Below are 23,873 nucleotides of genomic sequence, written 5' to 3'. Positions count from 1 at the left end.
AATACATTTTTTAATTGTAACAAAATTTATTACAGTATATTATGAATACAGAATAATGCTCTTCTGATTTTCAATAATACCAAATGCAAGGTTGTCCGTGAATTGTTGATGCATATTTGGCTTGTATAGTTTCAGGGGTTAGTCAAAAAGTCTTATTGCATGTATAACAGTCAATTACATAAATTTACCTTATGTTAAAAAAAAATTATTTAATATTTATATTTTTTTTTAATATAATATATTATATTTACTTTATTGAAATAAATTTTAATAATATATAACTGATTATATTGAAATTTAGATGATTTAATAACTTTAACCAGATAAAAACATGAAAAAACATTTGCAAACATTAATTTTTGTTTTTACTTCTTTGACACTTGGTGCTCAAGTAGGTATTAATACAACAGTGCCTGATCCTTCTTCGGTGTTGGATATTATATCCACTACCAAAGGAATACTTGTTCCTAGAGTAAATTTAACAACAACAACGGTTCAGCTAGGCACTGCTGCCAATGCAGTTAGCTTATTTGTGTATAATACCGGAACGGCCCTACCTAAGGGCTTTTATTTTTGGAATGGTACAGAATGGCGAGCTATGGACAATTCTTCTTCAGTTAATGCAATAGCCACATTAAATTGTAATGGAGCCACATTAGATCCTCAGCAGACGATAACAGGTGGTACACCTCTCATTGCAGGAACCGTTATTAAAATTCCATATACTATTTCTAATGGCGGTAAATTTACCGGGACAATACTTACATCGGTAGGTAATCCTGCTGTAACTGCAACTATTTCAGACGGTAAAACTGAATCGGGTTCAGGTTCATTGTCATTTAATGTATCGGGAACACCTATTGCCTCTCAAAACTCTCCTACGGGGATTACATTTGATTTAACACCATTTATCACATTGAATCCTGGGTTTACCGGTTGCAGCAGTATAAATGTTGGCAATCAAGTAACTGCCGATATTAAAAGCCTTGCGGTAATGGATTATCTGAAATTTGTAACCGATTCAAATGGAACTAAAGGCTTTTCTGTTGAAGCAACAACGCCTGATGGATTATATACTTTCAGAGTCTTTTTACAGCATTCCAATCAAACGGCATCAGCTACTGCCACCAATAACACAACACAGGTACAGTTCTCAGATGTGCAGATAAGGAATAATTCTGGTGCCAATAAAATTTTAATGTGGAACAACTCAACTGAATACGGAGGATATATCGGCCAGGCGGGGAATACTTTAACAGCTGTTCCCAATTTATTCGGAGGGGATCTTAATACAGGAAATACATGGAGCACCAGCACAACCGCTTCAAGAGTATATTGGGGAGACCCAGGTATTTATCAGGGATCTAATAATGGACCCGAATATAGATATTATACCTGGATAGATACATCTACTACAACAAAAGTAGCCTATACAGCTACTATGATGGCAGGAGCAATTGGAGGGCAGACGAGCACTAACCCGTTAACAATGAAAGTATTTATAAAAATAGATCAGATTACAGCTCCTTAAGACGCGATTCTAAAAACAATCAAAGATGTAAAAAGAGACTGTCTCAAAAGTAACTCTCTCGGACTCCCCCATTGACAATTTTTTATTTAGGAGGTTCTCAGAGCATTATTATCTTTTGAAACAGCCTCTTTCTTTATATGTTATAACTTTAACTTAGTGCCAAATCCTATTTGGTATTAGCTTTTACTACTTTCTTTTTGAATGTACTCGCTTGGAGTCATTCCGACAAATTGTTTAAACGTTTTATTAAAGGTAGATTGGTTGATAAATCCTGCTTCGGTATAAATATACATCAGGGTTACTTTTTCCAGATCACTTTTTGCAATCAGTTCTTTTACGTAACTAATCCTGTGAGAGTTAACATAGGTATTAAAATTAGAATATCCCTGTATCCTTATTGATTTTGAAATATAGTTGTTACTGATTTTCAGAATAGTAGATAACATCGAAATATTAAACTCTGGATTGGTGAAATGCTTGTTTGTGATGATCTCATTTTCTATTTTTTCGAATAATGACTTTGCACCGGATATTTCTTTTTCATCCAGTGTAATAGGAAGCGTAATGCGTTTCTTCTTTTCTATAATGGAAAGAAATTCTTGTTCCGTTATTTTCTCTTTGTAGTAAATGAGCAAATACACAATGGTGATATTAAATCCAAATGTGAGCAGATCATTATACCGAAAGATATTTTCGTAGGGCTTTATTACTGAGTAGAATGGGCCAATATTACAGGTAAGAAATGCTGCAACTGCAATGAATAAGGTATACACCGCAAAAATAGAACCTTGTCTTTTACCGAGGAAAATATAGGCCCCAAGTGGTACGGGAACCAGCCAGCAAAATTGGAAAATAGAGTATTTCCAAAAATAAATGATAATAAAAAAGATATATACGGGCGCAATAATAAGATAACCCCGGACTATTTTTTCTAAAGGAAGTGAAGGAAATAAAGTATTAAAAACATAGGGATGACCGAACATAAAAACAGCTCCAACCAGGCAATAATATCCAACTATATTTTCTTTTATGATGAACAGATATATTAATGTAAACAATAATAAAATAGCTCCCATCAGATAATTATATCTTATTGAAAGTTCCTCTTTTAGTCTTAAGATCTCCTGTTCTCTCAGTCTTGTATTATCCATTTTTTGTGTTATTTATACTAAATAGCCAATGAAAAGTGATCTTTGCTTTATGTAACATTCTGGTTGTTAGTGTTTTAATTTATCTGCTTTTACTGATAACTAAATTTATTGATCTTTAATTAAAAAGTGACTTTTCATTGATGCTTTGGCTCCTTTTGTTTTTCAATCCACACTTATGCATATAATTTTGCAGCGAAATACAAATGATGAAAAATATTGTGACCATAGCAAAAAGCATTTTAATACATGTTCTCACGTCGGGGACTTTGTATGCTTATGGTATGCGTCCTTCATTTAATCATAAAATCGAGTCTGGCAAAAGTAATGAAAAAAATAAATCCGCTGTAATTTTTGTATCCGAAGGAGGATATGTTTTCAATGAAGATCAATTGCATACCATTACAAAAGATGTGTCCTCTTCTCCAATTAAAACCAAAGAAATAAAAACGGATAAGGTTCTTTATGTTTCGGAAGGAACCGTAATCTATAATTCCCAGAATGTTTTCATTTATAAAGAAAAGAAAAACAATGTCCCGTCAGCAAAAGCGGTTGCCAAAAAAACATTTAAGGAGCCAGCTGACGTAAAGAAAAGCAAACCTGCCCAACATACTCAGTCTATAAATATTTGTTTTCCGGCAGATAAGAATCAAAATCATTTTATTCTAGCTGCAGACAGCAAATGCTGTATTCCTTCCCCATATAATGATTATTATAAACTGCTGATTAACGAAAACTCTTTTAGCCTTTATTCTTTTGTTTTCCCAAAAGATATCTTATCAGAGTTTAATAATAATACGGTATCCCATTCCTATATAAGGGTCTTCAGCATCCGGCCCCCTCCTTTTTTAATATAATTTGCTGCTGAATACGGAACTAAAACCTATAAGCAAATAAGCCCGAATATTCCTCAAGTGTAACCAGGTGTTCATTAAGTTTGAAAATCTGTTACAAAATCATAAAAAAATAAATAATAACAGAATAGAGCATACTGTTATTCAATCGATTCTAAATTAAACAACAATGAAAAAAAATATATACTTAGCAATAGCCTTAACAACATCTTCCTTAGCCTGGTCTCAGGTAGGAATCAACACACAAAATCCACAAGGGGTTTTCAATATAGATGGTGCCAAAAATAATGTGACTACAGGAACTCCCACTGCAGCACAGTTACAAGATGACTTTATTGTAACCGCATCAGGATCCACAGGTATCGGAACAACTCCCGACGCCTCTGCTATTCTGGAACTTAATGTAAACCAGCTTGCATCAGGAAGCAAAAAAGGATTTTTAGCACCAAGGGTCGCTTTAACAGCCTATAATGACGCGGCTACAATACCAAGTCCTGCGATTGGCTTATTAGTGTATAACTTAGGAACAGCTCCTACTTTTTCCTTTGTAGGATATGTATATTGGGATGGAACCCAATGGAGAGCTTTGGATAATCACTCATTACAACCAGGTACAATAGGTGGTTTGGACTGTACAAGTGCCAATCTGGTTCCGCTAACCTATACTGCAGGCATTCCTTATAATGGTACAATGTCGGTTCCTTATACAGGAGGAAATGCAGGAATATACGCTGCACAGACTATAGGACCTGTAAACGGACTTACAGCAACACTTCCGCAGGGCAGTTTTGCACAGGGATCCGGTACTTTAAACTATACTATTTCCGGAACACCAACGGTATCCAGCCCGAATACAACAACATTTCCCCTTTCAATCGGAGGACAGAGCTGTGGTGCAACAGTTGGCCTTGGAAAAGTACTTGCTCCTGGCGAATATCAGTTCTTCACCTATACATTACCAGCGACGTACGTAGGATTATTGAGTACCTATGTTGGTGGTACTTATGATGCTATTTTAGGACAAAAAGTGAAATTGGATCTTAATTTTAATACCAGTTCCAATGCAGGCAGTGGAACGGTTTCCTACAATCCTCGTTTGGTAAATATTTTTAATTCTAACATTAAAGTTTGGTATGCAGCATTATCAAGCGTAGACCGCTACCGTCGTGCTAATATTTTACTTGCTCCGGGAGGTTATATAGAAACAGATAACGGAATTTATCTTAACTATGGAGATAATATGAATAGCAGTTCAGCTCCTGCAGTTGCTATGACCGGTACTGATGATTCTATGGAGATAGAAACAATAGATTTACTTGTAGACGCAATCTGGTACAGAATAATCGTTTATGTTTCTGTAGATAACCTGAATGATGCTAATCCTGCTAATAACATCCGACGTGTCTTTATGACAGCACAAAGAATGTCGTCTTAAATGATTAATTGAACTGAAGCTCCCGTTTTTCTGAACATAAAGACACAAATGATGGGAAGAATTAATGGGAGCTTCTTTTATCATAGGAAAAAACCAAAAATAAAATAAAACTTAGCCGGCCAGCTTTTTAATATAAGTTTTTATATAATCTTTTGCACTATTTTTTTGCGGCCGGCTTTATTATGAGAAAGAAAAGTCAAACCTGTCATTTTTAAAAAAACACAAAAATGAATTTCAAAAGTATTTACATTGGACCAATCATTGAACAAGGCGTTGCAGAAAGCAAGATAGAAATGCAGCGGATATGTAACTTTTTAAAATGTACCGAAGAAGAGGTTAAACAAATGTACCAGCAAGAAAGCCTTGATACGGAAACTCTGCTGAAGTGGAGTAAACTGTTAGAGTATGATTTTTTTCGTATTTATTCACAACACCTTATTATTTATGCGCCGCCGGGTACAAAACAGAAAACCGGAAAAACAACGCTTCCTCAGTTCCGTAAAAGCATCTACACCAGAGAAATTATTGACTTTATACTGGAACAGATCAACACAGGAGAAATGACCAGAACAGGGGTAATAAAAGAGTATGGGATACCTAAAACAACACTTTATAAATGGTTAATAAAACACAAAGAAAAGGCAGAATAATCTATTCCCCTCTTTATTAAATCTATACACATCTATGAAAAATAATCATCCTAATTATAAAAATATTTATTCCGATATATTGACCAAGAAATTTCCTCACAAGCGAAAAGAATGTGAAGTATTGCTTAATATGGACAGACTGTCGTTTTTGCATATTATTGAATTGAATACGATAATCTTTGGAACAACAGATAAACAAACTGAAAATTTCAACCAAAAACACCGTTCTTACCGGAAGTCTGATATCCTGAAAATATTGGATTATCAGAAAAAATATAAACTTAATAACAGCCAGCTGGCATGCCGTTTCAAGTTAAGCCGTAATTCCGTCAGCAAATGGAAGAAAATGTTTTTGGTGTAGGTTTTTAAAAGTTATCAATACTACAACTAGTTTGAGGCCGAAAACTAAACTCGGGATTTATTCACCTTTTTGCAGAACAGAACATGAGCAATGATTGCCAGCAGTCCAAAAGATGCTCCTACAAAGCATACTCCCTCCCACTGCGCATATTGCCAGGCTATAGAAGCCAGCCACGTTCCGAGTGATCCGCCGATGAAATAAGAAACCATATAAACCGTATTCAATCTGTTAACCGCATTGGATCTGATTAAGAAGTAATTGGTCTGGTTCATAATATGGCTGGACTGTACGCCAAGGTCAACCAGGATAACACCAACGATCAAGCCCCAGTACGTTTCCCCGGCAAAATAGGTAAACGCCCAGCTTCCCACCACTATAAAAAGTGAGTATAAAATAATTCTATTGATATCCAGATATTTCTGAAGTTTTCCCACTTTTGCCGCTGCCAGCGCTCCTACAGCTCCGGCCAGCCCAAAGCTTCCCACTACGGAAGAACCTGCATTGAAGGGCGGTTTTTCCATATGGAAAACCAATGTTGTAAACAAAGCACACATAGATCCGAAGGCCATTGCTCCACGGAATGAAGCGAGCTGTAAGATAGGCTGTGTCTTTGCCAGATGAACCACGGAATTCATTAATTCTTTGTACGTCCCCTTGAAATTTGGCTGCATTTCCGGAAGCATTTTGTATACGGCAATCCACACCAGGACCATTAATCCTGCTGCGATTCCGAACATGGCTCTCCATCCCCAGACTTCACCTACAATACCTCCAATAAAACGTGACAAAAGAATCCCGAGAAGCAATCCTGACATCACGAGTCCAATATTGGAAGATTTTTCTTTATCCGAAGATAATTCTGCTGCAATAGGCACAAAAAGCTGCGGAATTACAGAAGTCGCTCCTATCAGCAGACTTGCTGCATACAGCATCCATAATTCAGTGGCAAAGGTCATCCAAAGCAAGGCTCCAAATACAAGAACCAGATCAAATAAAATTAATTTCTTACGGAAGAATTTATCTCCCAAAGGTACCAGCAGTAAAAGTCCCAGGGCGTAACCTATCTGGGTAAGAACGGAAATTCTTCCCGCTGCACTTTCGGAAATATGAAAATCATTGGAGATGAGTGCCAATAGTGGCTGGTTATAATAGTTATTGGCTACCACAAGCCCCGAAATAACTGCCATAAGCCAGATCACAGTACGGGAAATGCCGGAAGATAAGTTTGCCTGCATGATATGATAAGAATTATTTCAAATTTACAATAGAATGGATGGATAGAAAATGATTCAAGGACTGTTGACAATTAATTGTTGAAACAGTCAGATAAGAAGTTTTCTTTACGATGAGCAAAGATAATCAATTTTAAAAAAAGAGGCCGTTTATTTGAAACGGCCTCTTTCAATCAACTATGGCATTTAATCTTAAAATAATTTGTCAGCAGTAAAAGTGGGAGTTGTCTTTTTCATCAGTAATAGCTTTACAGAAAGTCAGCCATGTAGTGTTGTTCCTTATCTCTAACGGAAAACTATCTGTTAATATTTTGTAGTGGCTTATATTTTTTTCAAGTTTCTATAAAAGGATTTTTGGCAGGATTTCGTTTTTTTTCAGCAAATTTGTAATAAGACACAATTTCAGATTAGTTCCATGGATTTTAAACAACAGCTTTTACAGCAATCTGCCGAGGCAAAAGAGGTTTTTCTGCCTCATATTTCAGCCGATCCCGTTATTTTCGGATTTGAGCATAATGAACTTAAAGTTCTGCTTCTGAAAACCAATTACAGAAAAAAATGGCTGCTGCCGGGTGGCTATGTTAAAAAAGATGAGGATCTGGATGAAGCTGTTAAAAGAATCCTTAAAGAAAGAACCGGGGTTGCAGATATTTATCTTGAAGAATTCGGAGTGTTCGGAAGAAAAAACAGAAGTGAATCTTATTTTGAGGATTTTGATGAAACTCTTTTTCAGAAGCAACGCTTTATTTCTGTAGGATATTATGCACTTTATAACCCGTCAATGTTTAACATCATTCCCGATCAGTACAGTGAAACCTGCGAATGGATCTTCCTCAGCAAACTGCAGGAAATTGAACTGGCGATGGATCACCGGGAGATCATTGAAAAAGCTCTCCTCATATTGAGGCAGAAAATTGCGGCAATACCTGTGGGACGGAACCTTCTTCCGGAAAAATTCACACTGCCTGAACTTCAGAAATTATATGAAGCTATATTAGGAAAAGAGCTTAACCGGGGAAATTTTTACAGGAAAATGAAGACTTTGGGAATCCTGACCAAGCTTGAAGAACAGAGACGCGGTGGCGCCCATAAAGCCCCTGACCTCTACTCTTTTGATGAAAAAAATTATATCAAGGCTCTGAAAAACGGATTGAACAGCTGGTAGCATAATCGTTTTTTACGATAAGTCATATTGAAAAAAAGGTTTTCAGGTTTTAGAAATATTAGGGAAATTTGCAGAATGAAAATTATTCCTCTTAAAGAAGGCAATTTCTCGGCCAGCAAAACAAAGGACTTTACACTATTGACAGATGAAAATTTTGATACAGTGAAAGGAATTAAAATGTCTGTGCAGCCTTTTCTTATTATTACAGCCAATGATTATATCCTTCTTGATGCCGGTATAGGATGGAAAAATGCTGAAGGAAAAACTGTGATTTCCACATTACTGGAAAAAGAAAATATAAAACCGGAACAGATTACTAGACTTCTCCTGTCTCACCTTCATAAAGATCATATTGACGGCAGTATACAGAAAACCGAAAATGGATTTGCCTCTGCATTCCCGAATGCAGAGATCTATATTCAAAAACGGGAGCTGGCTTTCGCGATGGAAAATAAAGGAAATCCTTCTTTTGATTTTAATACACTGGAAAAGCTGATTAGTCTTCCCAATATTGTATGGATGGATGAAGATCAGGGAGAGATAGATACAGCGATTTCTTTTGAAGTGGTGGGTGGCCATACCCCTTTTATGCAGGTATTCTGGATCAGAGAGAACGGGGAAACTGTTTTTTACGGAGCGGATGATCTTCCTCAGGAGTCTTACCTTAAATACCATCTTGCTTATAAAAGTGATTTTGATGGCAGAAAAGCGATGGAATTAAGACTGAAATGGCAGAAAGAAGCTGCTGATGAGAATTGGAAGATACTGCTTTACCACGATCTGGACAAAGCAGTAATCCAAATATAATCTAATACAAAAAATTGTTTTTAAAGATCATTAAACCACTTGTAAATATCCATTTCAGAAGGAATATTAAGTTTTTTCCGGATCCGGTTTTTTCTGTTCTGAATGGCTTTGGGAGTTACAAAAGTATAAGTCGCAATTTCCTTAGTAGTGAAGTTAAGTTTTAGATAAATGCAAAAAATCAATTCAGAATTTTTGAGGTTGGGGTGTATTTTAGCTATTTTATCAAAAAAATCAGGGTAAACTAACCTGAATTTATTCAACAGGCGTGGTGAATTTTCTTTAGCTAAAGTAATAATTTCGTCCTGCATAAAAATCTTTTGGTTCAAATCTTCTAAATTAGATTGCGGTTTTTCGTTTTTCATAATATTTTTCTCATCTCTACTTATTTTTTGATGCTTTGATATGTAAAGCACCAGTACCTGTTCTTCTTTTCCTGTTATTGTAACAGCTGTTTATGGTGTTATGGAAGTTTAAGGTTGCAAATACATTCTATAATTTATAATTATAATACACTTTCCGGATTGGTATTTTTGCTTGCAAACCTCTATCTGACGTTCATTCTTTAACTATTTTAAAAGGAACAAAGAAAGAGAAAATGATTAAAATTCTACAGAATTAAAATACCACATACATACCACGCTCCGTTTTATAAATAGTGTATTATTATGTTTTCCAGCTTAAAATTAGGTTAACCTGTACTTTATATTTAAACAAATGTAGCAGATAAGAATTTTGTTTTTTATGATCTTAATCAATGTTATTAAGGATTTTATTCCCTATTATATTGAGAATATATTGATTTCAGATGAAGGACAACATTTCAATGTTGTGGTATATATATGGTATCTGTATGGAGAAAAGCTGAGCAAAATTGGCCGTTCTTTACAGTATTGAAAATTCAGTTTTCCTGTTGTTGAAGCATCAATACTAAACGGTTGCTTAATTTTAATCAAAAACTTACTTAATCATGATCATTGAAGATTTACTTATTTCATTTGGAGCAGAAGCTAAAGACTATAAAGCGGAAGATATTATTTTCCGTGAAGGAGAATTTTCTATATTTTATTATCAGATTGAGCAGGGGCAGGTTAAACTCAATAATTATACAGAGAACGGAAAAGAATTTATCCAGAATATATTTTCAGGCGGCCAGAGTTTTGGAGAGTCCTTACTGTTTGTAGACCGTCCCTACCCTATGAATGCAATAGCAATAGAGGATTCTACTGTTCTCAGGCTTCCAAAAACACGTTTTATGAATTTGATAAATAGCAACCCGGAGATTTGTCTGAACGTCTATAAATGTTTGGCAGAAAGGATGTATTACAAATACATGATGCTTTACAATCTTTCCGTTCCGAATCCTGTGATGAAACTGAAACAGCTTTTGGATTATCTTAAAAGTTATTATGAAGTCAAAAGTCCCTATTCCTTTAAGGTTCCCATGACGCGGCAGCAACTGGCTTCGCTTACCGGCCTGCGTGTAGAAACGGTGATAAGAGCGATAAAAAGTATGGAAAAGGATAAGATTTTAAAGATAGAAAATAGAAAAATTATGTATTGATTTTCTCATTTTTTTTATAAAATATAATTTTACAGAACTTAACATTAATCAGGCTTATACCCTCCCATCAAGCTGTTTCTGAAACTCCTCCAGATATCTTGCAAGATGAATCCCGTCCGCCAGACCGTGATGCGCTTCCACAGAAACAGGTAGATATTTTTTTCCGTCACGGATACTGAATTTCCCGAATGTGATCTTTGGCACAGATTCCGAATTGTTAAAACTCGTCGGATGAAGCAGCGCGCTGAAAGAATTCCATGGAATTGTTGAATGCCTGATGAGATCTTTACCAAGCTCGCCATTATTCATCCTGATCCCTGATGTGCGCTGTACATCTTCTATTTCCGCCTGCATAATATCATTGAATGTATTAAAATCATTTGAAAAAGGGATATACGCAAAGCCAAAAGTCCCATCTGCCCTTCCTATCGTTGTTCCTGCATGAATAGCATCATATAAAACCACCTGATTGTCTACAATCCGCAGCTTCAGCTCGTCTACGGCATTTACGGCAACCATCGACCGGTGAAGATATGTGGCAAAAAAAGAATGTCCGTTTTCCTTTGCATAGGCATAAGCTTGGGTACAGTTAACCTCAGTGGTAAAACCAAAATACGGGCTTGCCATTTTTGAAAAAAATTCAAAATGCTCTTTCCGGTTCCATTTTTCGACATCTATGATCTTCATTGATTTTTATTTGCTGCAAATTTCCGTAAGTTTTCCGGGTTTTAAAAGTTAATCAACAAAAAATATTATAAAAATATAGCCTTTCTTTGGTCGGTTTTTTGCTGCAAATAGAGCAGGTTTACATTATAAAATTCATTTTTAAAGTGTAAATAATTTTATATTTTGGCTTTAATGCCATTGTTTAATCACCGCAAAAAAATAAAGCATGGAGAAAGAGAAAATAGGATTCATCGGGTTAGGAAATATGGGTCACCCTATGGCAAAAAATCTTGAAAAGGCAGGATTTCCGCTTTCAGTTTACAACAGATCACCTGAAAAAGCTAAAGATTTTAAAGAAAAATCAACGGTTTATACTCAGATTTCAGATCTGGTGAAGAACAGCAGCATCATATTCACCATGCTTACCGATGATCATGCTGCCAAAGCAGTTTACGAAGATATCCTGAAATCGGACATTACCGGAAAACTTTTTATAGATATGAGCACGATCTCTCCACAGGCCACTGCAGAGCTAAGCGGAGCTATCAAAATAAAAGAAGCAGCTTTTATTGATGCACCGGTAGCCGGAAGTACGGTTCCTGCTGCAGAAGGAACACTGATCATTATGGCGGGTGGTGAAGAAAAAGACCTTTTACGGGCTATGCCTTATCTTGAAAAACTTGGAAAAGCAGTTAAGCATTTAGGGGAAAACGGAAAAGGAATTGCAGGGAAACTTTCCATCAATTATTTCCTGTCCGCTATCTACCAGGGATTGGCAGAAACCGTTCTGTTTGCAGACAAATTAGGAATCGACCGAACTGCCATGCTGGAAATCATCAATGAAAGTGCCAGCGGAAGTGGCGCTACCAAAGTAAAAACACCCATGCTGATCAATAACCGGTACGATCCCGCTTTTGCCCTGGATCTTATGCTGAAGGACATTCTGCTTGCTCAGGATGCAGGTGCTGATTTTCCTTTGTCGAAAGTCTTGAGTGAAACCTATCAATCTGCACACGATGAAGGTTTTGGGAAAGATGATGTGATCGGTATTATTAATTATCTTAAAAAATAAAAACAGAATTTTGATCGGAAATTTAAATATTAATTTTACTGTAAGAACTATGGATAGGCAAAACTTTAAAGGAGAAAACTGGTCTGCAAGAAAAGTTGATCAGGTTTATATAGTAAGTGTAAAAAACAGATCAAGTATAGTTGATGCTTTGACTGATTTCATTAAAGATCAGAACATTCAGGCCGGAGAAGTTACCGGTATCGGGGCGGTAGACGAAGCTACGCTGCGTTTTTTCAAACCTTCGGATAAGAATTATGTAGACAGGACATTCCATGAGCAGATGGAAATGACCAATATCTCCGGAAATGTTTCAGAAATAGAAGGAAAACCTACTCTTCATCTTCATATTACATTGGGAAGAGAAGATTATACTGCTTTGGCCGGACATCTTCTGGATGCTAAAATCTGCGGTGCCGGAGAATTTATTTTCTATCCGCTGAATACCCGGGTTGTAAAAATTAAGGACGAAAAAGTTGGAATCAATTTCTATGATTTTGAAAAATAAAACTAATAAGGAGCAGCGATAAGCTGCCCCTTTTTATAGATAGCGTGTTTTTTTAATTAAACCTCGCTGGTCGTAAGACCAAACTTTTGTTTAAAAGAATAATAGAAATGGGACAGATTTTCAAATCCCAGTTCGAGATAAATATCAGACGGCTTTTTGTTTTTATGCCGGATCTGGTAATATGCTTCTTCCAGTCTTTTTTCTTTAAGCCATTGTTTAGGCGTCATGTTGAAAGCTTTGCTGAAATCACGCTTAAACCCGGAAAGACTACGGCCTGTGAGCCTTGCAAATGTTTCCACCGGCACATTGAATTTGAAATTCTTATTCATAAACTCCTTAAGATCGATCTTATGCGGTTCTGAAAAATCAAAAAGCAGGTTTTTAAAATCAGGATTACTCTGCAGAACTAGCTCTATTGCCTCTTTGACCTTCAAAACCGCCAGTCTGGAAGTTGCTGTTTTTGTTTTGTCAATATATGGAAGCAGTGAAACAAAATACCCGCTGAAAAATTCATCAGGCTCAAAAAAAAGCTTTTCAGTATCGGAAAATCTTTCGGAGGGACTTATTTTATGTTCTGCTGCAAACTGACGGAGTGTTTCCTGGTCAAGAGTTATAGACAGAAACTGGTATTTTTTATTCTTTGAAGGGTATTTTACCGTTCGGATCAGTTGATTTTTTCTGACGAGCACTACTGTATTCTCCTTTATAACAGTTTTGCCTTTGTCATGAAAAGCATGTGTTTCACCGGACAGCTGATAGCCCAGAAAATGATCGGGAATGAATTCCTCGTGTCCCCTGTACATTTCAAAAGCACAGGAATATACCAGCTTATCGAATATGATTTCCGAAGTTTTCTCCATGATACAAATATCTGAAATTTAAGCGATAACAGCAGCACCTGCCCCGGCAATCTCTTTATCCTGTTCAGGAGTTCCACCGGAAGATGCTATCGCACCTATGATCTTTCCTTCAGCATCTTTGATGACTACTCCGCCAGCAATGGTAAGAAGCCCTTCATTGGAATTCAGCATGCCATATCCGTGAATACCTGCTCCGGCAATGATTGTTCCCATCACATCACTGTCAACTCCAAACATTACTGCCGTTTTCGCCTTCTTAACAGCAAAATCGATAACACCGTAAACACTGTCCAGTCTTGCCATGGTCACAAGATGCCCTCCTGTATCTACAACGGCAATACTTACAGGAATATTGATGGATTTTGCTTTTTCTGTGGCTGCCTGAAGCGCTTTTGCAGCCTGGCTATATGTTATACTCATTGCTTAACTTTTTGCAGTCCATGCATCGGCCTGTATTTGTTTTACAAAATCTTCCGTTTCTTTAGGGTGCACATTCCTGAAATTAGAATGGTCATCCAATGCTACATTTACAATTACCTCTGCCATAGACTGCGGATCCAGCTGATGGGCAAGAGAATCGGCTGCCCCGTCAAAAGCAGATTCCGGAGTAAAGTTCACTTCAGGATCATACCATCGGAAAATAGAGTCTATTCCCCTGTCATTAAATCCTGTTCCAAAAACGCCCGGATTACAGGTTGCGATTTTGATATTGAACGGAGCCAGTTCAGTTTTTAACCCTTCAGCAATAGCTTCCATCGCATGCTTTGAGGCACAATAGGCTGCTACATAAGGAACCGTCCATAATCCTCCCATTGAAGTTGTGAATACAATCTTGCCAGGCTTCTTTTGTTCAATAAATTTTTTAACAAACCCCTGTGCCAGCTGTAATCCGCCAAAAACATTCACATCGAACATCGAACGGATAAGCTCCAGTGGCTGCTCAGCTATAGGGCCACCCTCCATAATACCTGCATTGCTGATCAGAACATCAATATCATATTTTTTAATGATATAATTAATGTCCTGTGAATTCGTTACATCCAGTTTATCAACCGTAAGTTCAATTCCCTGTTCGGCTGCGTTCCTGATTAAATCACTCATCTGAGGATATACCTGTGCTGTTGCAATAACTTTGTGGCCTTTTTTAGCCAGATCAAATGCGGCTATTTTCCCGAAACCGCTTGCTGCACCTGTAATTAAAATTGTTTTGCTCATTTTGTTTTCTTTATTGTTACAGGACAAAGGTCATGGATTTCAGATGGATATTTATTGCTGAAAGGTTCAATGTTTTATTGCTGGAAAGCTCTATATAAAACAGATGTATATAACTGATCATCTCAAACTGAACATATTGTTTAAATCATTTAAAAAATGCATGAGCAACAACAGAGTTTAAACTTGCGGGAAGATGATCAATAACTTTTGTCAATGATCGTAAGGAATACAGAAAACTTTTTGCCTTTAATGTTTATGTAATTAATGAATGCATTTGAAGGCGGTATGCTATTCAGATTTTTGCTTTTTTAATTCCTGCTAAGATTGATTTAAAGTTTTAATTTCAAACTCTTTAATATTTTCATACAAAATGCAGGATTGGTTAGATTTTTGAAGGCTAAAACATAACCAAACTTCTATAAATTCAGAACGTTTTATAGAAAATCAAAATATTTTCCATTGAAGCTGATAACATTTACAAAAAAAGGAATTTACTGTCCGCAGGGAAAATTTTATATTGATCCCTGGAGACCTGTGGATTTGGCGGTAATTACCCATGGACATGCCGATCATGCCCGCTGGGGAATGAAGAAATACCTTTGCCACTATTATACAAAACCTATCCTGTACCAGAGAATTGGAATCGATATTGAATGCCAGGGCGTTGAATATGGTGAAGTACTTACCCTGAACGGAGTAAAAGTTTCGCTGCATCCTGCAGGGCATATTATCGGTTCGGCACAGATCAGATTAGAATACAAAGGTTATGTCACCGTTATTTCCGGTGATTACAAGGTACAGGAAGATGGATTGAGCACTCCTTTCGAATTGGTGAAATGCAATGAATTTGTCACGGAAAGTACTTTCGGACTTCCTATTTATAACTGGCTTGAAGTGCCTGACCTTAACAAAAAACTACAGACATGGGTTCTTAAAAATCAGGAAAACTCAAAAACATCAGTATTTATAGGGTATTCCTTAGGAAAGGCCCAGCGTATTATGAAAGCAGTAGAAGGACTTGGGAAAATATACGTCCACTATTCCATTGGAAAATTGAATGAAGCCTTTGAATCTGTCGGAATTAATCTTCCGGATTATACAATCGCCGATTTCAGAGAAAATGCAAAAGAAGTACAGCATGAAATTGTTATTGTTCCCCCGGCATTGCTTGACAGCAATATCATTAAAAAAATACCGGATGCCGCCACAGCAATCTGTTCAGGCTGGATGCAGGTACGCGGTGCCAGAAGATGGCGGAGTGCCGATGCAGGATTTGCCATGAGTGATCATGCCGACTGGAAAGGGCTTTTGCAGGCCGTGAAAGCTACGGAAGCCGAAATCGTACACGTTACCCACGGACAGACCGAAGTTTTTTCAAAATATTTAAATGAAATCGGTATCAAATCGGATGTTGTACAAACCCAGTTTGGAGAAGACGAAGAAGAATCTGAAAAAGAAATCATTGAAAATTCCGGGCTATGAAACATTTTGCAGATCTGATCAATGCTTTGGAAACTACCAATAAGACCAACGCGAAAATAGATGCCATCATCGATTATCTGGAACGGGCTCCGGATGAAGATAAAGTATGGTTTATTGCTCTGTTTACAGGAAAAAGGCCCAAAAGAAACGTCAATACCAATTATATGAAAGAATGGGCTCTTGAGATCACACAGCTGCCCTTTTGGCTGTTTCAGGAAAGCTATTCTTCAGTAGGAGACCTGGGAGAAACACTTTCTCTTATCCTTCCCCCGCCTGCTGAAAAGATCGACCGTACCTTGTCCCAATGGATGATTGATATTGTTCATTTAAAAGATAAATCAGACGCTGAAAAAAAAGAATTTGTATTAAAATCATGGAACGGACTGGATTATACAGAACGTTTAATCTTTAATAAATTACTGGGCGGTAGTTTCAGGATCGGTGTTTCAGATAAAACGCTTATCAATGCCCTCACTAAATTTTCTTCCCAGGAATCCAGTACTTTGATGCACAGCCTGATGGGAAAATGGATTCCCGGTGAAGTATCATTTCAGGAACTGATTCTGGCCGAAAATATCAATCCGGATAATTCAAAACCCTATCCCTTCTGTCTTGCCTATCCACTGGAAAAGGAGCTGGAAGAACTTGGTAATCCGGAAGACTGGCAGATAGAATATAAATGGGACGGGATTCGCGGGCAGATCATCAGAAGGAACGATGAAGTCTTTATCTGGTCAAGAGGTGAAGAGCTTGTCACCGATCAGTTTCCGGAAATCAAAGAGACCGTACAGGCCATGAAAGGTAACTTTGTTTTAGATGGAGAAATACTTGCGGTAAAGGATTCCAATGTGTTAAATTTTAATGAATTACAGAAAAGACTAAACAGGAAAACTTTAACCAAAAAAATGCTGGCAGACATTCCTATCGAAGTTTTTGTTTATGACCTTTTGGAACTCGAAGGAACAGATCTCCGCGAAAAGTCTATGGCCGGAAGACGGGCTATGCTCGAAGAATTACTTCTGAATGAAACCCCTGAAAATATCAAACTTTCGGAGGTCTTAGATTTTGATAAATGGGAGGATCTGAATTCAATACGGGAAGGATCAAGAGATATCAACAGTGAAGGCCTGATGCTGAAACAGAAAAATTCCCCTTATCATGCCGGAAGAAAAAAAGGTGACTGGTGGAAGTGGAAAGTAAGCCCGCTCACTATTGATGCTGTTCTGATTTATGCCCAAAAAGGAAGCGGAAGACGAAGCGCCTATTACACGGATTATACATTTGCTGTAAAGAATGGAGATGCCCTGGTAACCATTGCAAAAGCCTATTCCGGCCTCACCGATAAAGAAATCATGGAAGTCAGTAAATTTGTCAATAAAAATGCCATAGAAAAATTTGGGCCTGTACGTACCGTAAAGGCCGAACTGGTCTTTGAAATTGCATTTGAAGGAATAGGTTTCAGCAGCAGGCATAAAAGCGGGGTTGCCCTGAGATTTCCGAGAATTGTAAGATGGCGGAAAGACAAAACCGTAGATGAAATTGACGAACTTGAAGAAATAAAAAAACTCATCCAATAATTTGAAAGCATTTGAAAACAGTAACGGATTCAGCGTTATCCAGCAATGGATGGCCGGTAAGGGTATTTCTCCTTTCAAATTTCAGATTGATACCTGGCAGAAATTCGGAAGCGGATACAGTGGAATGGTCGTTGCACCTACCGGATTCGGGAAAACTTTTTCTGTGTTCCTGGCTTTGATTTCGGATTTCATGAACCGTCCCGAAGAGTACAGAAAAGGACTGAAGATGATCTGGATCACTCCCCTCCGCTCCTTGTCCAAAGATATTGCTAAAGCCATGCAGGAAGCAATGGATGAAATTGGCCTCGACTGGACTGTTGGTGTCAGAAACGGCGATACAGAACAGAAAGTACGGCAACAGCAGGTTCGGAATATGCCTGAAATTCTTGTAGTAACTCCCGAAAGCCTCCATCTTCTTCTGGGGCAGAAAAACCATGCCCGTTTTTTTCAGGACATGAAATGCGTTGCTGTTGATGAATGGCACGAATTATTGGGTTCAAAGCGGGGCGTCATGGTGGAACTTGCCATTTCCCAACTGAGAAAATATGTTCCGAAAATAAAAATATGGGGAATCACCGCAACAATCGGAAATCTGGATGAAGCCATGGACGTTTTAATTCCGTACAGCATCAAAAAGACAAAAATTACGGCCAAAGAACATAAAAAAATAGATATTCTTCCGGTTATTCCGGATGAGCTTGATATTCTTCCATGGGCAGGACATTTAGGTGCTAAACTGGCCGATAAAATCGTTCCCATTATTCTGGATTCAAAATCTACCATTGTTTTCACCAATACCCGGAGCCAGAGTGAAATGTGGTATCAGCTTTTACTGGATGCCTATCCTGATTTTGCAGGCCAGATTGCCATTCACCACAGCTCCATTGATGCTCATCTCCGCATCTGGATCGAAGAAAATTTAAGTTCCGGAAAACTTAAAGCCGTAGTATCCACTTCATCTTTAGATCTCGGAATCGATTTTAAACCCGTAGATACCGTAATTCAAATTGGCTCAGCCAAAGGAGTGGCCAGATTTCTGCAACGTGCCGGACGGAGCGGGCACTCCCCTTTTGAGACCTCTAAAATTTACTGTGTCCCTACCCATTCCCTTGAGCTGATCGAGGTAGCGGCATTAAAGGAAGCCGTAAAGCAGAAAGTGATAGAACCCCGCGAACCTCAGGTTCTATGTTTTGATGTGCTGGTCCAGTTTCTGATGACTCTGGCCGTCGGTGACGGATTTTACCCTGAAGAGACTTTTGACAGGATCAAGAAAGTATTTGCTTTTCAGGAAATGACAGCAGAAGAATGGAAAAGCATACTGGATTTTCTGACAATAGGCGGAAGCGTTCTGAAAAGCTATGAAGAATTTCATAAAATAGTGGTTATGGAAGATGGTCTCTACAAGGTAACCTCTCGGAAGATCGCTATGCTTCACCGTATGAATATGGGCGTGATAGTAAGTGATGCCATGCTGAAAGTCAAATTTATTTCCGGCGGTTATATCGGGATGGTGGAGGAATATTTTATCTCAAAATTAAAAAAAGAAGAGAAATTTATTCTGGCGGGACGAACTCTTGAAGTGGCTATGATCAAAGACATGACCGTTTATGTCCGCGCAGCAAAAGGAAAAGCAATGGCTCCGAGCTATCTGGGCGGAAGGCTGCCCCTGAGCTCCAACTTAGGCCATTTTTTAAGGGAGAAACTGTCCCATGCCTTAAATCCGAAAGCCTCAGAAAAAGAACTGAAATTTTTGCATCCATTATTGTCCAGTCAGGAAAAAAACTCCCACATTCCCAGAGAAGACGAATTTCTCGTGGAACTGATCAAAAACCGTGAAGGCTATCACCTGTTCATGTATCCGTTTGAAGGCCGTCTGGTGCATGAGGTAATGGCTGCGCTGATCGCTTACCGCATTTCAAAGCTCGCCCCGATCTCTTTTTCAATGGCAATGAATGATTATGGTTTTGAGCTCTTCAGCGATAAAGAAATCCCTTTACATGAAGACAATTTAGATAAGATCCTGACCCGGGAGAACCTGATGAATGATGTGATAGCCAGTATCAATTCTGCGGAAATGGCCCGACGGAAATTCCGGGATATTGCAGTGATCTCCGGAATGGTGATTCAGAATTATGCAGGGAAGCAGCGTTCCAATAAATCTTTACAAAGTTCGGCCGGGCTTATCTTTAAAGTGCTGGAAGACTATGATCCCAACCATTTTCTTGTAAGACAGGCATACACCGAAGTTTTTAATATGCAGCTACAGGAAGCCCGTCTCGTGGAAGCCTTTAAAAGAATCGAAAAATCAAAAATCATTTTAAAATATTCCCATACCTTTACCCCCTTGAGCTTCCCTATCAAAGTAGACAGCCTCAGACAGACCCTCTCAAGTGAAAGTCTGGATTCGAGAATCAAACGGATGGTGGAACAGGCGAGGAAAAGAGGTTTTTAGAGTTTAAAGTTACAAATAATGGTGATGGTTTGTTGCATGTCGCAATATGATTTCCTTTCCCGGCTTCCATTTTCCAACCTTAAAAATCATCATTACATTTTACAAAAAAATGAACATCGCAGTTAAAAATATTACCATCAACAACGAAGTTTTCACTTTAACCAATCAGCGTGCTGCGTTTTGGAAAAGGGAGAAAGTACTTATTTTATCTGATCTCCATGTTGGAAAAACTGCCCACTTCCGGAAAAACGGAATTGCGCTGGCCAATCATATCATGAAAAGTGATCTGGAAAGACTTTCTGTTCTTATCGAATATTTTCAGCCGGAAAAGTTCATGGTGGTTGGGGATCTGCTTCATGCCGGAGATAACTCGGATGTAGACGAGTTCTGCAGCTGGAGAAATCAGTATCCGGATCTTCATTTTTATCTTATCAAGGGAAATCATGACCGTCTGTCGGCAACCCTGGAGAAAAAATTATGCTTAAATTTTAAATCAGAATCTTTTTCAATTGATGGCTTTACTTTTATTCATGATTTTGACAAAACACTTTCTGATTTTCAGATCACCGGACATATTCATCCCGGTGTTGTGCTGGATTCTTCCGTAAAAAAGATCAGGCTTCCGTGCTTTGTACAGACGGCTAATCAATTGCTTCTTCCTGCTTTCAGTGAGTTTACCGGGCTCGATACCAAAAACATTCCTAAAGGCGGGAAATTTTTTGTCTTTACAGATTCTGAAATTCATGAAATATAAAATAATGCTAAAAAGACTGCCCGACTCTGGACAGTCTTTGAAAGAGTAAGACAGGTAAATTATTTTAATTTTTACTTAAACGAATGCTGTAAATAGTGATCAGTACCGTTACCAGTAAAAATAAAGCTCCAACCCACGGTGTGCTGGCCAATCCCAATGATGATGTTACGATAAGTCCTCCTGTGTAAGATCCAATGGCAATTCCTATGTTGAAAGCAGCAATATTAATTCCTGAAGCTACATCTTCTGTTCCCGGAAGTTCTTTTTCGGCAATCTGTACCACCAAAAGCTGAAGGCCCGGTACGGTTGCAAATGATAAACCGCCTAAAAGAAATAAGGTTATGATGCTTAAGATCTGGCTGCCGGATGTAAAATAAAAAGCCAGCAATACCAGTCCCTGTGCTGCAAACATCCAGAGAAGAGCTTTTAAAGGATTTTTATTGGCCATTTTTCCACCTAAAAGATTTCCTAAGGCAATGGCAATTCCATAGATAAGCAGGATAAAAGTAACCGTGGATTCATGAAATCCTGTGATCTGCTGCAAGATCGGTGATAAATAGGTGAACACTACAAAGGTACCGCCATATCCCATTGCTGTCATTAAAAAAGCAAAGATCATACGTCTGTTTCCAAATATTTTAGGAAAACTTTTTAAAGAAGCGGTCTGGTTATTTTTAAGATTCTTCGGAACCAGCAGCATGCTTGCTGATAAACCTATGATTCCCAGGATAGAAACTCCTATAAAAGTAGCTCTCCATCCGAAATGCTGTCCTATAAAAGTCCCGAGAGGCACTCCGGTTACGATGGCAAGGGTAAGCCCTGCAAACATAATGGAAATAGCTGTTGCCCTTTTCTCCTCAGGAACCAGTGAAGCTGCAATAGTTGAGCCGATGGAAAAGTAAACCCCATGGGCAAATCCTGTCAGAATTCTGGCCATAATCAGTGTGATAAAGCCTGGCGCAATAGAAGCCAGCCCGTTGCCGATCACGAATAAAAGCATAATGGATACCAGCAATGCCTTTCTTGGGATTTTCCCCGTTAATGCCGTCAGGATCGGAGCTCCTATAGCTACTCCTATGGCATATAAACTGACAAGAAGTCCTGCCGACGGAATGCTGATGCCGAGATCTCCTGCTACAGTAGGAAGAAGCCCTACAATAACAAATTCTGTAGTTCCTATTCCAAATGCACTGATAGTTAAAGCCCACAATGCTGCCGGAAGACCTTTACTTTTCACAGCAGGATTTGTTTGGATCTGTATTTCTTTTTGATAATTCATTGCGTTGTCTTTTGTTGAATTGATGATGCAAATTTCCGGAGAATTATTGTATTATAAAAATTATTTAAATTCTAGTTTAATATCAGAATAATGATAGTTTGTTTTTTAAAAATTCCGTTCCTTTGCAATAAAGCCAGTCTATTCCAATGAAAAAATCAGAAGCAACCCGATTGAATATTCTTCAGAAAGCCTTTGAACTGATCTATATGAAAGGATACCAAACTACCAGTGTTGACGAGATTATTGCAACCACTCAGGTCACAAAAGGTGCCTTCTATTATCATTTTAAAACAAAAGATGAAATGGGTCTGGCTATCATTAATGAGCTTCTGATCAATAACTTCAGAAGTACTTTCATAACACCGCTGGAGACCAGTAACCATCCGTTGGAAAGCATTTATAAGCTGATGCATGATATCTTGATGGAAAATGACTTTTTAAAGGTTGAATATGGCTGTCCTGCTTCCAATTTTACCCAGGAAATGGCTCCCTGGCATGTAGATTTCACGAAAGCATTGAATTCGCTTTCTAAACAGTGGGAAGATGCAATAATAGCATGCATTGAAAACGGAAAGACATCAGGAACCGTAAAAAATGATGTTGATGCCAGAGAAATAGCTGTTTTTGTGATGTCCGGCTATTGGGGGATCAGAAATATGGGTAAGCTGGAAAATTCAAAATCAGTATATCTTGTTTATTTAAAGGGACTTAAATCTTATTTTGAATCCCTTCAATAATTTTTTTATCAAAAAACATACTAATTAGTATGTTTTTATCATACCTTTGGAATGTTCTAAAAAATTCAAAATGTACCAGACTCTTACATTTCTGCATTCCCTATTCCGGTGGGTAGTTTTATTAAGTCTTATTTATGCCGTATGGATTGCCTTCAGAGGCTATTTTTATCATAAAGCGTTTACAAAAAAAGAAGATCTGATCAGGCACTGGACAGCCACAATTGCACATATTCAATTGATTTTCGGGATCCTTCTTTATACGAAAAGTCCAATTGTAAAATATTTTTGGAAAAACTTCAGTGAGGCCAAAGAATCCTTAGACCTGCTTTTCTTCGGGATGATTCACATCCTGCTTATGATTATGGCTATTGTTCTGATCACCGTCGGTTCTGCTTTAGCCAAACGGAAACCTACGGACAGAGAAAAATTTAAAACCATGCTCATCTGGTTTACGGTTGCCTTGGCGGTTATTTTTATTGCTATTCCATGGCCGTTCTCCCCTCTTGTTAACAGACCTTATTTCAGATAAT

At 37.9% G+C, this 23,873-nt stretch carries 24 protein-coding genes; 16 read left to right on the top strand and 8 right to left on the bottom strand.

The features are described from left to right. Nucleotides 1-331 precede the first annotated feature (331 nt). Entirely contained in the window at nt 332-1,531 is a 1,200-nt protein-coding gene (locus AC4IFE_RS08325; protein ID WP_490756279.1) for a phage tail-like protein, read from the top strand. A gap of 176 nt (nt 1,532-1,707) precedes the next feature. Here AC4IFE_RS08325 and AC4IFE_RS08320 read toward each other — a convergent pair whose 3' ends face one another. Then, nucleotides 1,708-2,682 (bottom strand): helix-turn-helix domain-containing protein, encoded by a 975-nt coding sequence (locus AC4IFE_RS08320; RefSeq protein ID WP_490756277.1) that lies wholly within the window; start codon nt 2,680-2,682, stop codon nt 1,708-1,710. 203 nt (nt 2,683-2,885) lie between these two features. Here AC4IFE_RS08320 and AC4IFE_RS08315 point away from each other — a divergent pair, with 203 nt between their 5' ends. The 4 genes from AC4IFE_RS08315 (at nt 2,886) to AC4IFE_RS08300 (ending at nt 5,979) form a co-directional block, all read left to right on the top strand. Further along, a complete protein-coding gene (locus AC4IFE_RS08315; RefSeq protein ID WP_490756275.1) occupies nt 2,886-3,536 on the top strand; it encodes a hypothetical protein in 651 nt (216 codons plus the stop codon). A gap of 166 nt (nt 3,537-3,702) precedes the next feature. Next, nucleotides 3,703-4,968 (top strand): phage tail-like protein, encoded by a 1,266-nt coding sequence (locus AC4IFE_RS08310; RefSeq protein ID WP_490756273.1) that lies wholly within the window; start codon nt 3,703-3,705, stop codon nt 4,966-4,968. Nucleotides 4,969-5,195: 227 nt separating this feature from the next. After that, nucleotides 5,196-5,618 (top strand): transposase, encoded by a 423-nt coding sequence (locus tag AC4IFE_RS08305; protein WP_490756272.1) that lies wholly within the window; start codon nt 5,196-5,198, stop codon nt 5,616-5,618. Nucleotides 5,619-5,652: 34 nt separating this feature from the next. Next, on the top strand, nt 5,653-5,979 hold the full coding sequence (locus AC4IFE_RS08300) for a helix-turn-helix domain-containing protein (RefSeq protein WP_490756271.1): 327 nt from the start codon (nt 5,653-5,655) through the stop codon (nt 5,977-5,979). A gap of 44 nt (nt 5,980-6,023) precedes the next feature. Here the strand turns inward: AC4IFE_RS08300 and AC4IFE_RS08295 are convergent, their stop codons facing one another. Further along, nucleotides 6,024-7,214, bottom strand: coding sequence for an MFS transporter (locus AC4IFE_RS08295; RefSeq protein ID WP_490756270.1), 1,191 nt, complete (start codon nt 7,212-7,214; stop codon nt 6,024-6,026). Between the two features lie 412 nt (nt 7,215-7,626). Here AC4IFE_RS08295 and AC4IFE_RS08290 point away from each other — a divergent pair, with 412 nt between their 5' ends. After that, on the top strand, nt 7,627-8,376 hold the full coding sequence (locus AC4IFE_RS08290) for an NUDIX hydrolase (protein WP_490756269.1): 750 nt from the start codon (nt 7,627-7,629) through the stop codon (nt 8,374-8,376). 75 nt (nt 8,377-8,451) lie between these two features. After that, nucleotides 8,452-9,183 (top strand): MBL fold metallo-hydrolase, encoded by a 732-nt coding sequence (locus AC4IFE_RS08285; RefSeq protein ID WP_490756268.1) that lies wholly within the window; start codon nt 8,452-8,454, stop codon nt 9,181-9,183. Nucleotides 9,184-9,203: 20 nt separating this feature from the next. Here AC4IFE_RS08285 and AC4IFE_RS08280 read toward each other — a convergent pair whose 3' ends face one another. Then, nucleotides 9,204-9,545, bottom strand: coding sequence for a helix-turn-helix transcriptional regulator (locus AC4IFE_RS08280; RefSeq protein ID WP_111953414.1), 342 nt, complete (start codon nt 9,543-9,545; stop codon nt 9,204-9,206). A 605-nt stretch (nt 9,546-10,150) separates the two neighbouring features. On the opposite strand from AC4IFE_RS08280, the gene AC4IFE_RS08275 reads away from it, so the two are divergent. After that, complete coding sequence (locus AC4IFE_RS08275) at nt 10,151-10,744, top strand: Crp/Fnr family transcriptional regulator (RefSeq protein ID WP_490756266.1); 594 nt, start codon at nt 10,151-10,153, stop codon at nt 10,742-10,744. 54 nt (nt 10,745-10,798) lie between these two features. Here AC4IFE_RS08275 and AC4IFE_RS08270 read toward each other — a convergent pair whose 3' ends face one another. Continuing rightward, on the bottom strand, nt 10,799-11,431 hold the full coding sequence (locus AC4IFE_RS08270; RefSeq protein ID WP_490756265.1) for a CatA-like O-acetyltransferase: 633 nt from the start codon (nt 11,429-11,431) through the stop codon (nt 10,799-10,801). 205 nt (nt 11,432-11,636) lie between these two features. On the opposite strand from AC4IFE_RS08270, the gene AC4IFE_RS08265 reads away from it, so the two are divergent. After that, entirely contained in the window at nt 11,637-12,482 is an 846-nt protein-coding gene (locus AC4IFE_RS08265) for an NAD(P)-dependent oxidoreductase (RefSeq protein WP_490756263.1), read from the top strand. Nucleotides 12,483-12,492: 10 nt separating this feature from the next. Next, the gene (locus AC4IFE_RS08260; RefSeq protein WP_490756261.1) at nt 12,493-12,987 is read left to right on the top strand and encodes a PPC domain-containing DNA-binding protein; all 495 of its coding nucleotides are present in this window, start codon (nt 12,493-12,495) and stop codon (nt 12,985-12,987) included. Between the two features lie 56 nt (nt 12,988-13,043). Here the strand turns inward: AC4IFE_RS08260 and AC4IFE_RS08255 are convergent, their stop codons facing one another. The 3 genes from AC4IFE_RS08255 to AC4IFE_RS08245 are packed head-to-tail and all read right to left on the bottom strand — an operon-like array spanning nt 13,044 to nt 15,062. Then, the gene (locus AC4IFE_RS08255) at nt 13,044-13,847 is read right to left on the bottom strand and encodes a helix-turn-helix domain-containing protein (RefSeq protein WP_490756260.1); all 804 of its coding nucleotides are present in this window, start codon (nt 13,845-13,847) and stop codon (nt 13,044-13,046) included. A gap of 18 nt (nt 13,848-13,865) precedes the next feature. Then, nucleotides 13,866-14,267: a GlcG/HbpS family heme-binding protein gene (locus tag AC4IFE_RS08250; RefSeq protein WP_490756258.1), complete on the bottom strand. Its 402-nt coding sequence runs from the start codon at nt 14,265-14,267 to the stop codon at nt 13,866-13,868. A gap of 3 nt (nt 14,268-14,270) precedes the next feature. After that, nucleotides 14,271-15,062 (bottom strand): SDR family oxidoreductase, encoded by a 792-nt coding sequence (locus tag AC4IFE_RS08245; RefSeq protein ID WP_490756256.1) that lies wholly within the window; start codon nt 15,060-15,062, stop codon nt 14,271-14,273. 459 nt (nt 15,063-15,521) lie between these two features. Between AC4IFE_RS08245 and AC4IFE_RS08240 the strand changes: the two genes are divergently transcribed. The 4 genes from AC4IFE_RS08240 (at nt 15,522) to pdeM (ending at nt 21,327) form a co-directional block, all read left to right on the top strand. Continuing rightward, nucleotides 15,522-16,544 carry a ligase-associated DNA damage response exonuclease gene (locus tag AC4IFE_RS08240; RefSeq protein ID WP_490756254.1) on the top strand — a complete coding sequence of 341 codons (1,023 nt, stop codon included), beginning with the start codon at nt 15,522-15,524 and terminating at the stop codon, nt 16,542-16,544. Continuing rightward, the gene (locus AC4IFE_RS08235) at nt 16,541-18,121 is read left to right on the top strand and encodes an ATP-dependent DNA ligase (RefSeq protein ID WP_490756252.1); all 1,581 of its coding nucleotides are present in this window, start codon (nt 16,541-16,543) and stop codon (nt 18,119-18,121) included. Before AC4IFE_RS08240 ends, AC4IFE_RS08235 begins: the two co-directional genes overlap by 4 nt. 1 nt (nt 18,122) lies before the next feature. Next, nucleotides 18,123-20,573, top strand: coding sequence for a ligase-associated DNA damage response DEXH box helicase (locus AC4IFE_RS08230; RefSeq protein ID WP_490756251.1), 2,451 nt, complete (start codon nt 18,123-18,125; stop codon nt 20,571-20,573). 109 nt (nt 20,574-20,682) lie between these two features. Further along, nucleotides 20,683-21,327 carry a ligase-associated DNA damage response endonuclease PdeM gene (gene pdeM, locus AC4IFE_RS08225; RefSeq protein WP_490756249.1) on the top strand — a complete coding sequence of 215 codons (645 nt, stop codon included), beginning with the start codon at nt 20,683-20,685 and terminating at the stop codon, nt 21,325-21,327. A 64-nt stretch (nt 21,328-21,391) separates the two neighbouring features. On the opposite strand, the gene AC4IFE_RS08220 is transcribed toward pdeM, so the two are convergent. Then, on the bottom strand, nt 21,392-22,606 hold the full coding sequence (locus tag AC4IFE_RS08220) for an MFS transporter (RefSeq protein WP_490756247.1): 1,215 nt from the start codon (nt 22,604-22,606) through the stop codon (nt 21,392-21,394). A gap of 146 nt (nt 22,607-22,752) precedes the next feature. Between AC4IFE_RS08220 and AC4IFE_RS08215 the strand changes: the two genes are divergently transcribed. Next, a complete protein-coding gene (locus AC4IFE_RS08215) occupies nt 22,753-23,343 on the top strand; it encodes a TetR/AcrR family transcriptional regulator (protein ID WP_490756246.1) in 591 nt (196 codons plus the stop codon). Between the two features lie 70 nt (nt 23,344-23,413). Beyond that, a complete protein-coding gene (locus AC4IFE_RS08210; protein ID WP_490756245.1) occupies nt 23,414-23,872 on the top strand; it encodes a hypothetical protein in 459 nt (152 codons plus the stop codon). The last annotated feature ends 1 nt before the right edge of the window (nt 23,873 follow it).

Source organism: Chryseobacterium sp. UF-81 (assembly GCF_058245105.1).
This window is presented reverse-complemented; position numbering and strand designations above follow the sequence as displayed.